Source organism: Gordonia westfalica, assembly GCF_900105725.1.
GTDB classification, from domain to species: domain Bacteria; phylum Actinomycetota; class Actinomycetes; order Mycobacteriales; family Mycobacteriaceae; genus Gordonia; species Gordonia westfalica.
The window spans coordinates 261227-273553 of record NZ_FNLM01000034.1; the positions used below are offsets into that span (position 1 = coordinate 261227).

Here is a 12327-nt window from a genome sequence, read left to right on the forward strand (position 1 = left end):
ATTGTTGGCCTCTCTTCGTGTGTCGAGCACGGACGATCTTCGGTGGTCAGTGCGGGCGTACTTGACGACACCATACCCCCATGGGTATGTTCGGCGCCAAGTTATATACCCCCAGGGGTATAATCGGAAAGGATGATCATGGCGTCGAAGTCGGCCGTGTCCGAAGACGAACCAATCAGTGACTCAGCAAGTCCCTCTGCCGGGATTCTTGGGCGGTGGGGTGCGACGATGGCCGGCCGGGCCCGCTGGGTGTTCGGCGTGTGGGTGCTCCTCCTCGTCGTCCTCGGGGCGGCGGCACCGTCGGTGTTCTCCTCCCTCGCCGGAGCGGGCTGGCAGGCAAACGGGTCGGAATCGGTCCAGGTCCGCGAACTGGCCCAGCAGCATTTCGGCGGGAACTCGTCGGCTGCGGTGCAGGTGGTCGTTCATTCCGACCGTGACCGCGTGGAGAGCCCCGCAGTCCAGGCCGTCGTCGGACAGATCACCGACCTCGCAGCCACCGACAAGCGGTTCGGTCAGGTCGTGCCCCCGCAGCCGGGCATGTCGATCAGTCCGGATGGTCACACCGGCATAGTCATCATCGGCGCCGCCGCCAACACCGACGACATGGTGCGCGCGGTCGACGAACACAAAGACGAGCTGACCGGTCTGTCCGGCAACGGTGTCGAGGTCTACCCCACCGGTGCGTCGGCGTTGTGGAGTGACTTCAACAAGGCCAATCACGACGCGATGATCAAGGCCGAGCTGTTCTCCTGGCCGGTCACCCTGACGATCATGGTGCTGGCCTTCGGGTCGCTGGTCGCGGCCGGACTTCCCCTGCTGCTGACCATCGCCGGACTCGTCGCGTCTGCCGGCGGACTGGTCCTGCTCAACCAGGTCACCCCGATCTCGGTGTGGGCGATCAACTTCGCCATGATGTTCGCCCTGGCCCTGGGTATCGACTACGCACTGTTCATCGTGTCGCGGTTCCGCGATGCCATTCGCGGTCACGCAGACAACATGCGTGCCGCGGTCGCCGAGACCATGGACACCGCAGGAAAGGCGGTGTTGCTCTCCGGCATCACCGTTCTGGTGAGCCTGTCCGCGGTGCTGCTGGTTCCCGCACCCGCGGTGCGAACGATGGCCGTGGGCATCATGCTCGCCGTCGTCTTCGTCCTGGCGGCAACGCTGACACTGCTGCCTGCCGCGCTGGGCAAGCTGGGTCCCAAGGTCAATGCGGTGTCGTTGCCGTACGCCCGCCGTCAGCAACACCGTTCACCGGTGTTCGCCCGTTGGGGACTCTTCCTGCACCGTTACCCGTGGACCGTCGCCGCCGGATCCCTCGCCGTGCTGATCGCGCTGGCGATCCCGGTCTTCGGCCTGAAGGTTGCGATGCCGTCGATCAGCGTCGTCCCCGAGGACGCCCCGGTCCGCCAGGGCTACGAACTCGTCCAGGCTCAGATGGGTGAGGGCGCACCCGGCATGCTGCAGATCGTCGCACCCGCCGGCGAGGCGCAGCAGACCGCCCAGGCCGCGGCCCAGTCCCCGGGAATCGAGATGGTCACTCCCCCGATGCCCGCCGCCGACGGCTCGGACTACGTGATGATGCAAGCACTTCCGACCGTCGACCCCTCCGCCGAACAGATGGGCACGGTCGTCGACGACCTACGCAACACCCTGCCCCAGGGTGCGCTGGTCGGGGGTGCGCCGACGGAGAATCTCGACCTGCAGCAGGCGCTGAACGACTACTTCCCGCTGGTCGTCGCCGTCATCCTCATCCTGGGCTTCCTGTTGCTCCTGGTGTCGCTGCAGGCACCGCTGATCGCCCTGATCGGCACCGTGGTCAGCCTGCTGTCGACCGCAGCAGCCTTCGGCGTCGCAAAGCTCATCTTCCAGGACGGGCACCTCGCGGACCTGTTGGGCTTCACCCCGCAGGGCTTCCTGGACGGGTGGGGACCGGTGTTCTTCTTCGCGATGATCTTCGCGATCGCGATGGACTACACGGTTTTCCTGCTCGCCACCGCGAAAGAGCACTATGAACGCTCCGACGACGCCACACAGGCCCAGATCGACGGCATGGCGCACTCCGGCCGGATCATCTTCGCCGCGGCAGCGGTCATGGTCGCGGTGTTCTTCACCTTCGCCCTGGCCGAACCGCTTCCCCCGAAGGAGATGGGCATCATCCTCGGTGTCGCCGTTCTGCTCGACGCGGTCCTGATCCGTCTCACGCTCCTTCCGGCGCTGCTGCGGATCACGCGCCGCGCGGCATGGTGGTCGCCCGCCTGGTTGCGCCGCATCCTGCCCAAGATCAGCTTCGCGCACTGAACAACCGAACCGGCATCCGTCCCGGGCCGACCGATCCCCGGTTTGGCCCGGGACGGGGCCGAAATGAAAGGAAAAGCAATGACACTCGCACTGGCCACCACGCTGACCGTCCCCTTCGACGAAGCGGTCGAGCGCACTCGCGCGGCCCTCGCCGACCAGGGATTCGGCGTCCTCACCGAGATCGACGTCCAGGCCACCCTGAAGAAGAAGCTCGACGAGGACATGGAGCCGTACCTGATCCTCGGCGCCTGCAATCCCCCGCTCGCCCACCGAGCGCTCGGCGTCCAACGCCAGATCGGACTCCTCCTGCCGTGCAACGTCGTCGTCCGCGCCGACGCCGACAATCCCGGCACGACCCTTGTCGAGGCGATGAATCCAGATCTGATGGTTCAGGTCTCGGGTGAGCCCCAACTCGAGTCCGTCGCACGTGATGCCGCCACGAAGCTGCGGGCCGCGATCGACGCACTGTCGAACCAGTCCTGACCCCGCCGATCCCAGAACGGATCCCTGACACGACAGGAGTTGTCATGAACCGCTTCGACTTCTACTTCGATCCGGTGTGTCCCTTCGCATGGGCCGCATCGCGGTGGCTCGCCGAGCAGGCCGGTGGACACGATGACTCGGTCGACTGGCACGTCATGAGTCTGGCCGTCCTCAACGAGGATCGGGAACCCGCATCCGATCAGCAACGGCGGCAATGGGACACCTCCCGCCGACTCGGTCGCCTCTTCATGGCCGCCATCGCAAAGAACGGGGAGGACACCATCGGGTCCCTGTACTCGGTGCTCGGCCGGCGCTTCCACCACGAGGGGGCCGAGATGACCTCAGCGGTCGTCTCGGAGATCCTCGTCGAGGCCGGACTGCCCACCGAACTGGCCGAGGCGATGAACGACGACTCGCATGACGATGCCCTGAGGGCAGCGCACCAACGCAGCCAGGAAGCGCTGGGAGAGAACGGCGGCAGCCCGATCACCGGGATCAACGGAACCCATTTCTTCGGCCCGGTGCTCTCCGACATCCCGACCGGAGACGAAGCGCAAGCCCTCTACTCCGCGATCTTCACCCTCGGGACCACGCCAGTGTTCTCCCAGCTCAAGCGGCCTACCAGCGGACGGCCGGTCTTCCAGCGCTAGCCGCCCGTACCGGCGTGAGAGCCCAAGGTCCTCACGCCGGTGCCGCTGGGCACTCGCTGCATGGCGATGAGTCCCTTGTTCGCAGCGACAGGCCCGACTTCCATGGAAGTATGGAGAACCCTCAATCGGCGACCGAATCGGTGGTGCAGACGGGGTCACCACCTGCCGGCCTCGTCATCCGCCTACTGATCAGTCGGACCGGCCATCGGTCGTGGCGCTGCACCAACGGATGAGCGGTCGCGAGACCTACATGCGCTTCTTCGCGCTGAGCCTTGGCGATCTCGACGCGTTGGCGGCGGACATCTGCGCGGAAGACGGCCGGCATCTCGCACTCGGTGCGTTCAGCGGGACGCGACTGGTCGGAGTCGCATACCTGGTGGCGGCACCGCCGACTCTGCACCGGAATGGCAGGCCGGGCGGACCCGACAGTGGTGAGGTTGCGATGGTCGTCGCACACGATCATCAGGACCACGGCGTGGGTACCGCGCTTATTCACAATCTGGCGGTGCGGGCTCGTCAGCGCGGATTCCACGAACTGACTGCAGAGATACTCGCCGAGAACACCCACATGCTCCGGCTCGTCCGCGAACAGGGGTGGTCGCGCTGGATTCGCCGTGAGGGGGCAGTCGTCCACCTCGATGTCGATCTCGACGAGGCTGCCGTCGATCCTGGCCTGTCCGCCGATAAGTGACTTACGTCCCTGACGTCGAAGCCCTGTTGCGGGCACGCTGTAGTCAAGGACGTCCCATGCGGTCGAGGTGCGATCAGATGACAGACAACGAGTCACACAGACAGCGATCGGGGCTGTTGCGAGGGTCAGCGTTGCTGCTGACCGCGTTGACCGCCCTACTTGCCTTCGCCGGTGCGATCGGCCTCGTCGGCGGCGGTACCGACTTCGGTGAGACCGTCAATTCCCGCCTACCACTGGATAGTCCGGTCTTGGCAGGCGTCGCGTTGGCGGTGTTCGTCGGAGTGCCGATGGCCGTTGCGGCCTGGTTGCTCTATCGCAGATCCGATGACGACGCGGTGTGGGTGTCGGTGGTGGCGGGGGATGGCTCATCGGATGGATCGTCGTCCAACTGCTCGTTATCCGCACGTTCAGCTTCATGCAGGCAGCGTGCGTCGGCGTAGGCATCGTGCTGATAGCGCTGGGAGGTGCGATTCGATTCCGGATCAGCACGAACCCGCAGTCCCGGCGGGCCGAGGTATGACCCACTCCGGAACGCGAATAATGCTGCACAACAGAGTGATTGATGAAGACATGTCAGTGCGAGACCCCCACGACAACCCACTCCTGACCCACCGGACCGAGACCACGGTCGTCGAACTCGAGTCCGCCGCTCGGCTGGCTTCCGCCGACCGCGGGAGCGCTCCTCCAGGAGGCGATCGATGTCGTGGTCATCCTGAACGCACTGCGCGCGCTGTCCGCTCCGCGTGCGGCGGTACGGATCGACCGATCCACCGACGCCTTGTTGCACCGCTTCTCCAGCGAACACGACGCCCTACGGGCGAAACTCACGGTGCTGGCCGACGCCGCCGCGGACCTCGCGCGCCGGGACCAGCTGTCACCGGACACCGAATCACTGGCGCGACTGCGCGAGGCGGACGACTTGTTGGAATCGACGATCCTGCCCCACGAGCACGCCGAAGAGGCCCTCCTCTATCCTGTTCTCGCAAAACCGCTGGGGAGCGGTGAAGCAACGGCGACGATGAGCCGCATGCATGCCGAGATCGATCGCCTGGCGCGCCGGGTACATGCCCACCGGCTGCGCGCAGATCGGTTCGGGCACATCACCTCCGACCAGCAGCTGGATGTGATCGCCACTCTCTACGGCCTCTACGCGATGCTGCGTCTCCACTTCTCCCAGGAGCAGCAGAGCTACTTCGCTCTCGCGTCTCCGGACGCGTCACCGGGAGTCCGAGACAAGTCAGGCCAGGATCGGTAGATCTGACTCTTCTCGGACCGCGGTTCCCGGGCGTCCGAGGTCGGATCAGGGCTTGCGGTGCACCACCATCACCGGACACGGAGCCACCTCCAGGACGGCCCGGCTGGTCGATCCCAGGAGCAGACCGCGGAACCCACCGCGACCGCGTGTCCCCACGACGACCAGTTGCGCCGACTGCGCTGCATCCACGATCTCCTCTGCCGGAGAGGCGATCCCGACCCGCCGCTCGACCTTGACGTCCGGGAAGTCCTCCGGGTAGCCGGCCAGCTGTTCACCCAGCAGTTCTTCGGCGTCGTCTTCGAACTGTCGGAGGATCTTCTGGTCGGCGCCATAGAACGCCGCTCCGGAAGAGCCTCCATACGCGTACACCCCGAGCAGAGACGTACCCAGCAGGTCGGCTTGACGGAACGCGTGGCCGATCGCAGCCGTGGACGTGGGCGACCCGTCGACACCGACGACCACGGGTCCGGTCGTCGGTGCCGGGCCGCCCACGACCACCACCGGGCACTCGGCGTGCGATGTGGTGTCGTTGCTGACCGAACCGACCAGCAGTCCACGGACGCCACCGAGTCCTCGCCTGCCGAGGACGATCATGTGGGCCCAGACAGACGCGTGGCGGAGCGCCAGGGTGGCGGACCCACTCACGACCTTGCCGGCCACGTCCAGGTCCGGGGCGACGTCGGCTGCGACCTGAGTAGCGGCTTCGATGGCGCGCGCCGCTCCGGCATGCATGGCCTCGACAACCGCGGGGGACGTCATCATCGCTGTCGGCGCGTACGCGCCCGGCACGATCCCGGCCGCGGAGATCACCCGTAGATCTCGCTTCTCCCGAACGGCCGCGCCCGCCGCCCATCGAACCGCCATCAGGGCACTGTCCGACCGTCCACGCCGACGACGATCGGTGCCGTCGCATCGGAAGCTGACTCAGTCATGGTCGTCTCCAGGATTGCACCCGGCGAGGTCACGATGTCACCGCGGCGGGCTGGGCATCGTCGATGAGCCTGCGGCTGCAGTAGCCCATCGGCATCACCATCGTGACCCGGGCAGGGCGAACGGGCCGGAGTAGAAAGTCACCGATAGCGCGGCAAAAGCCCTTACCGTACTGATCTGAGGCATGGTCGAGGTGTGAACCCAGTCTGGGGTCAAACCCGGTTGCAGGATGAAAAGCTCTGTCCCGTAGTCTTTTCACCCGTGAATCCAGTCGTTTCCAGTGCTTTCGTGACCGATCCCACTGCCCGCATCTGTGTGTGGTGCTCGTCCAGCGAGGACATTGCGGAGCTCCGCGGCGAGCCGCGGTGCGGGCGCTGCCGCACCGCAGAACAGACCATCGCCGCGGCCCGGGAGTTCGTCGGTTTGTATGGTCTGCGACCCCTGGGTGGGTCGTTGGCATCCGACGACGAGGAAGAACATGAACACCGGGTCGCCGCTCGCGAAGCGCGGGCGATACTGAACCAGACCAGGTCGGAGACACCTCCGCGTGCCAAGTCCCGGTCCGGGCAACGCACCGCGTCCACTGCCACGAAGACAAGCGCAAAGGTGGCCGCCGTCAAGCCTCAGAACGACAAGTCGGGGGTCACCCGACCCGACCGCGCCGAGCTCGCGATCCGGGCCCAGAACCTGCTGACGCAGCTCGCCGAGATCGAGGAACGCCTGGCGGTCGCGCAGCAGGACTCCGGCTTGAGCGGCAAGGCCAAGGTGTCCGACTTGACCGCGAAACGCGATTCCGTGTTGCGTACGCTCGCCGCGCTGGCGAAGGCCAATCGGGCGCTGGAGCCGGCCTGACTTGCGCAGGCCGGGGCCGCCGCAATGCGAAGGACACTGATCGGCGACCAGGTCAACCCTTGGTCAGGTCGTGTTAGTCTCATCAACATCATCAGTAACATGAGCACCACGATCTGGAGCGTCTGAATGCCTTTGCCGTCCGGCCGTAGCCGGCGCCGACGCCTCGGCATCCGGACCGTTCTGACCGCGGCGGCCACCGCCGTCGCTCTCGTTGGCGGACTCGCCCACGGAGGCGGGGCCCAGGCAGCGAGCGGATACCCGTACGTGAATCTCGGTGACAGCTACAGCGCAGGCGCATCGGTTTTCCCGCAGGCGACGAGTGCGGCGATGTTCTGCTCGAACTCGATGGTCAACTACTCCCACCTCGTCGCGAAGCGACGCGGAACCCGGGTCTCCGACGTCAGTTGTTCGGGCGCGTCGACCGAGGATCTGACCCGGTCGCAGCACTTGTGGCAGGGACCGCAGATCACCGCGGTGGGACCGGCCACGCGCTTGATCACCCTGACGATCGGCGCGAACAACAACGGACTCTTCGGCTACGCGACCTCGGCCTGCCAGCAGGCCTGGCTGTCGGCGCCGTTTTCGGCCACGCCGTGCCGCGACAGGTTCGGCACCTCGTTCGTCGACAAGATCAACTCCTCGACATACCCCGACCTCGTGAACGCGTTGCGCAGCATCAACCGCGCCGCGCCGCGCGCCCGCGTCCTCCTCGTGGGGTATCCGCAGATCTTCCCGGCCGAGGGCACTGCGCTCTGCTCGGCGGCTCTGCTCACGACGCCCGGTGACACCGAGTACCTACACCGGGCCTTCGCCGCCCTCAATGCCGCCATGCGCCGCGCCGCCGCAGCCACAGACGCAACCTTTGTCGACATGACCAAGGTCTCCGCGGGCCACGACGCCTGCGCGGGCGATCGGCGATGGGTCGAGCCGACGTTGGGTGCGGTCAGCTTCCCGGCGATGCACGCCAATGCACTTGGTCAGCAGGCGATGGCCGATCAGGTCGTGGCCGCACTGCGCTGAGGGACCGCTTCGCTAACCTGCTTGTCCAGTGCGCCGATCGGCGACTGTCGTGCCGCGCGAACGAATTGCCATCACGACGACGCGAACGCCTCCCCCATGTACGCGTTCTCGATCACGTCGGGCGTCGCGGCCAGCTCCGACGCGTTGCCCTGCAGCACCTGATTTCCGTGCCGCATGACCATCGCGGTGTCCGCGACACCGAGTGCGAGTTGCACGTGTTGTTACACGAGAATCACTGCGGTGCCGGTGTTGTCGGCGACGGCGCGGACGATCGGCAGCAGGCGTTCGACGATGACCGGCGCCAGGCCCATGCTGAGTTCGTCGATCAGCAGGACCTCGGGGTGCTGCACGAGAGCCCGTCCGATCGCGAGAATCTGCTGTTCGCCTCCGGAGAGTGCACCGGCGGGCACCTTGAGCCGGTCGGCGAGCTGGGGGAAGGTCTCCACGATGGTGTCCCGTTCCGTCGGCCAGGAACGCCGAGACCTGACCGAGAGCCGCAGGTTCTCCTCGACGGTGAGCGAGGTGAACAACGATCGGTCGTCGGGAACCAACACCAGCCCGGCCTTCGCCGCACTCCGTGCGTGTCCGGACTTCACCGTGTGACCTTCGATGGACACCTCGCCGGCCAGGCTCGGGAGCAACCCGGCCAGTGTCATCAGTACCGTCGTCTTGCCCGCCCCGTTGGGGCCGAGAAGTGCCAGCACCTCCCCCGCGGCGAGCTCGAGATCGAATCCTCGAACGCACGGGCGACCGGTGTATCCGGCATCCACGCCGGTGCAGGTGAGTACGTGGCTCATGCCTTCAGCTCCTCGTCGGTATGGGTGGCGCCGAGGTAGGCGCTCGTGACAGCGGGATTGCTGCGGATCTCGTCGGGGGTTCCGATGGCGATCACCTTGCCGAGGTCGAGGACGACGATCCGATCACACACTGCGAGAACCAGTTCCATGTCGTGGTCGATCATCACGACGGTCACCCCCGCATCGCGGATCGCGCGGAGGCGGTGTCCGAGCCACAGGCTCTCGGTGCTGTCGAGTCCGGCGGCGGGTTCGTCGAGCAGGACCACCCGGGGGCGTCCGGCGAGTGCCCGGGCGACGGAGACGAGTTGTCGCTGCCCCTGGGAGAGTTCCTTCACCTGGCGATCGACCACCGGGGTGAGGTGCCACAGCTCGAAGAGGCGGTCCAGGTCATCGTCCCCTAGCGTCGCGGTGTTCGGGCGATGCCGGGCGGCGGTGGTTCCGACCGCGACGTTCTCACGGACCGACAGGTCGTCGTACAGTTCGATCCCCTGGAACGTGCGACCCAGGCCGTGGCGGCTGCGCTGATAGGGGCGCTGCCCGTCGAGGCTGTCGCCCTCCAGGGTCACACTGCCGGTCGCGTCGGCGAACCCGCTGATGGCGTCGATGAACGTGGTCTTTCCGGCACCGTTGGGACCGATCAGGCCGATGATCTCCACGTCCCGCACGTCGAACGACACATCGTCGACGGCGGTGACGCCGCCGTACCGGACGCCGATTCCCTTGGACGACAGGATGACTTCCCCAGGCGCGCTAGGCCCCTCGGCGTTCTTGGTGTCGGCCTCGGACGAGATGGTGAGGTCGAGTTCGGCCTCGGTGTCCCGCTGGCCGGAGATCCTGGCGCGCAACCAGTTCGCCGCCTTGTGGACCTCGGAGGTGATGCCCTCGGGGTTGGCGATGATATGACCAGGAGGACGCCGGTGATGACGTGGTAAGAGGTGCCCAGGTTGACCGCGCGGTCGAGCAGCACGAACAGGATGCCGCCGGCCCCCATGATGCCCGCGAGGACGCCGCCGGAGACGCAGGTGACGCCGGCCAGGTACACCAGCGCGAACATGCCGATTCCGGCGATGGCGGCATACGATCCTGGACGACCGCCCCGTCGATCCCGCCGTTGAACTCGTTGTTGCGGAACCAGAATGCCTCCAGGAACACCGCGAGACTGAGCGTCACGACCGCGACCGGCAAGCCCCGGATCCGCAGTGCCGGGAGTCCGACGACGACACCCACCACCGTTGCCACCAGAGCCGCCGACACCGGCGCGATCGGGAACGGAACGCCCCAATCGGTGGTCAGGCGCGACATCGTGTACGCGGCGACTCCCGCAAGGGTCAACTGCGCCAATGAGATCTGGCCGGCGAACCCGGTGACCACCACTTGTGACAGGGCGATGATCGCCACCGTGAAGGTGACGATGACCGCGCCTCGGATACTGCCCTCGGTGAAGATCAGGAACCCGAGGGCGACCACGATACCGACGATGGTGGGGATCAACAGGTTTCGTGGTCGTGGTGCGGCGCCCAGAGTGTTCTGGATGATGGCACCACGGGTCGGCAGGGGTTTGCCGCGCACCACCAGGAAGATCAGGATCATCGCCAGGGGTATGAGCTCGGCCATCCCGGACTGTGGCATCCAGCTGACCGTCGCCTGCAGGTGTGTCATCTCCGATTGCACCACGCCGATGCCCAGACCGGCGGCCACCGCGGGTCCGATCGCACTGAAGTTGCCGACCAGCGCAGCGGCAAGGGCCGGCACGATGAACAGCGTGTAGGACACCGGGATCAGCGGCACGATCGGGGCGACGAGGATGCCCGACAGCCCCGCGATCATCGTCGACAACGCCCAGTTGGCGTAGGCGATACGTTCGGGTGACAACCCCGCGACGATCGCCCCCTTCTCCGACTCCGCGGCCGCTCGGGTCGCCAAACCGAATCGGGTCAGACGGAAGGCCAGGATCAACAGCACCGTCAGGACGACGACCAGCGCCGCGATCCACACCCGATCCGCGGGAACGCGGATGTCCCCGATCTCGATGATGTCGGTGGGCAGGATCGCATCCACCGACACCGGGCTGGTGCCCACCCGGGAAGCAAGCAGAGCCTGGATCACCAGCATGACGGCGATCGAGGCGACTGCCTTGGCCGTGGCCGGTGCAGTCCTCAGCATCCGGAACACGCAGAGGTACAGAAGAGCGCCCAACCCGGCGGCGATCAGTAGGGCGATCACCATGGCGGGTGCCAATCCCAGGGGTCCCCCGAGATCAATTGTCTTGGGGAACCCCGTGATCGGGATGAGAAGCTCGCCGTCGCGTAGGTACACGTAGGTGTACGCGATGTACAGCGCGATGGCCCCGGTGGCGAAGTTCACCACACCCGAACTCCGGTAGGTCATGACCAGGGCGAGCGCCAATGCTGCGTAGACAGCGCCGTTGCCGAGCCCTAGGAGCAAGAACTGAATATCTTGGGTCATCTACCGACTTCCGGTCATTGGGCGGGTGTGGTGAACGTTCGCCGGATTCAGACGAGCTCGGGGTCGACGAGCTCGCCGTCCTTGAAGGTGACGATGATGCCTCCGCTGCCGCACACCGACGGCATGCCCGGCATCGCCTTGCCGTCGCAGGTGAAGGTCAGCCCGTAGCCGGCGGGGAGCGGAACATCCGGTGGCGCTCTTGATCGCCGCGGTCAGGGCGGCGGGTGAGGTGTCGGTCCCCTGAACCGCCTCGGTTGCGCGGACCAGACCGAGCGTGCCCTGGTAGCCGATGATCGCGAAGCCCTCGATGTCGGTGTCGGGCGCGTACTTGGCCATGATCGCCTTGTAGAGCTGGGTCTCCGGGTCATCGGAGTTGATGACCGACGCGGTCGAGACCTTCGTGTCGTTGAGGTTCTCGGCACCGACCGCCTCGACGACCGCCGGATCCGAACACGGCTGGATGGTCATCTTCTCGGCGGTCGTCGAGACCGTGCCGAGGGCCTTGAACACCGACGTGCAAAGGGTGGATTCACCGATGACCACGACACCGTCGGGGTTGTCTGCCAGACCGGCACTCACCTGCGGTGTGGCGTCTGGGGTGCCCGGCGGGATCGGCACGACCTTGAGGTTGACCCCCGCGGCCTGGAAGGCGGGTGCGCCCATCGCCTGGACACCGGCGGTCGCTGCCGGGACGTCGATCACATAGGCGGTCACGTTCTTCATGCCCTGCTGGGCGGAGTACTTCGCCATCGAGGTCATGGCGCCCGGCAGACCGGCCGTCCACATGAAGGCGCCCGGAGTGGTCAGCTCCGACGATGCCTGACCGGCTGCCGACACGTAGGGGATCCCGGCCCCGGTGACGATCGGGACCATCGAATTGCG

Annotated in this window: 9 protein-coding genes and 3 pseudogenes; 8 read left to right on the plus strand and 4 right to left on the minus strand. The window is 66.4% G+C overall.

Annotated elements, in window-relative coordinates; translation table 11 throughout:
- Positions 1 to 138 precede the first annotated feature (138 nt).
- The 6 genes from BLU62_RS06545 to BLU62_RS06570 all read left to right on the plus strand — a co-directional run bounded on the left by BLU62_RS06545 (position 139) and on the right by BLU62_RS06570 (position 5380).
- Complete coding sequence (locus tag BLU62_RS06545) at positions 139 to 2301, plus strand: MMPL family transporter (protein ID WP_074852729.1); 2163 nt, start codon at positions 139 to 141, stop codon at positions 2299 to 2301.
- A 78-nt stretch (positions 2302 to 2379) separates the two neighbouring features.
- The gene (locus BLU62_RS06550; RefSeq protein WP_074848801.1) at positions 2380 to 2784 is read left to right on the plus strand and encodes a DUF302 domain-containing protein; all 405 of its coding nucleotides are present in this window, start codon (positions 2380 to 2382) and stop codon (positions 2782 to 2784) included.
- A gap of 44 nt (positions 2785 to 2828) precedes the next feature.
- Positions 2829 to 3434 carry a mycothiol-dependent nitroreductase Rv2466c family protein gene (locus BLU62_RS06555; protein WP_074848802.1) on the plus strand — a complete coding sequence of 202 codons (606 nt, stop codon included), beginning with the start codon at positions 2829 to 2831 and terminating at the stop codon, positions 3432 to 3434.
- Positions 3435 to 3645: 211 nt separating this feature from the next.
- A complete protein-coding gene (locus BLU62_RS06560; protein ID WP_084811751.1) occupies positions 3646 to 4125 on the plus strand; it encodes a GNAT family N-acetyltransferase in 480 nt (159 codons plus the stop codon).
- Positions 4126 to 4256: 131 nt separating this feature from the next.
- On the plus strand, positions 4257 to 4565 hold the full coding sequence (locus BLU62_RS32485; RefSeq protein WP_139180020.1) for a hypothetical protein: 309 nt from the start codon (positions 4257 to 4259) through the stop codon (positions 4563 to 4565).
- A gap of 263 nt (positions 4566 to 4828) precedes the next feature.
- On the plus strand, positions 4829 to 5380 hold the full coding sequence (locus BLU62_RS06570) for a hemerythrin domain-containing protein (RefSeq protein ID WP_244278087.1): 552 nt from the start codon (positions 4829 to 4831) through the stop codon (positions 5378 to 5380).
- Between the two features lie 45 nt (positions 5381 to 5425).
- Here BLU62_RS06570 and BLU62_RS06575 read toward each other — a convergent pair.
- Positions 5426 to 6312 (minus strand): annotated as a pseudogene (locus BLU62_RS06575) (universal stress protein).
- 286 nt (positions 6313 to 6598) lie between these two features.
- On the opposite strand from BLU62_RS06575, the gene BLU62_RS06580 reads away from it, so the two are divergent.
- A complete protein-coding gene (locus BLU62_RS06580) occupies positions 6599 to 7162 on the plus strand; it encodes a hypothetical protein (protein WP_074848804.1) in 564 nt (187 codons plus the stop codon).
- 126 nt (positions 7163 to 7288) lie between these two features.
- Complete coding sequence (locus BLU62_RS06585) at positions 7289 to 8182, plus strand: SGNH/GDSL hydrolase family protein (RefSeq protein WP_074848805.1); 894 nt, start codon at positions 7289 to 7291, stop codon at positions 8180 to 8182.
- Positions 8183 to 8253: 71 nt separating this feature from the next.
- Here the strand turns inward: BLU62_RS06585 and BLU62_RS06590 are convergent.
- From BLU62_RS06590 to BLU62_RS06600, 3 genes and pseudogenes are all read right to left on the minus strand, one after another.
- Positions 8254 to 8979: pseudogene (locus BLU62_RS06590) on the minus strand (ABC transporter ATP-binding protein).
- Positions 8976 to 11445: pseudogene (locus BLU62_RS06595) on the minus strand (ATP-binding cassette domain-containing protein). The pseudogenes BLU62_RS06590 and BLU62_RS06595 overlap by 4 nt, the downstream one beginning before the upstream one ends.
- Positions 11446 to 12318: an ABC transporter substrate-binding protein gene (locus BLU62_RS06600; protein WP_074848806.1), complete on the minus strand. Its 873-nt coding sequence runs from the start codon at positions 12316 to 12318 to the stop codon at positions 11446 to 11448.
- Positions 12319 to 12327 lie beyond the last annotated feature (9 nt).

Coding starts and splice junctions, on each gene's coding strand:
- BLU62_RS06545 (WP_074852729.1), top strand. CDS start 139: ATGGCGTCGAAGTCGGCCGTGTCCGAAGACGAACCAATCAGTGACTCA.
- BLU62_RS06555 (WP_074848802.1), top strand. CDS start 2,829: ATGAACCGCTTCGACTTCTACTTCGATCCGGTGTGTCCCTTCGCATGG.
- BLU62_RS06585 (WP_074848805.1), top strand. CDS start 7,289: ATGCCTTTGCCGTCCGGCCGTAGCCGGCGCCGACGCCTCGGCATCCGG.
- BLU62_RS06600 (WP_074848806.1), bottom strand. CDS start 12,318: ATGGTCCCGATCGTCACCGGGGCCGGGATCCCCTACGTGTCGGCAGCC.
- BLU62_RS06550 (WP_074848801.1), top strand. CDS start 2,380: ATGACACTCGCACTGGCCACCACGCTGACCGTCCCCTTCGACGAAGCG.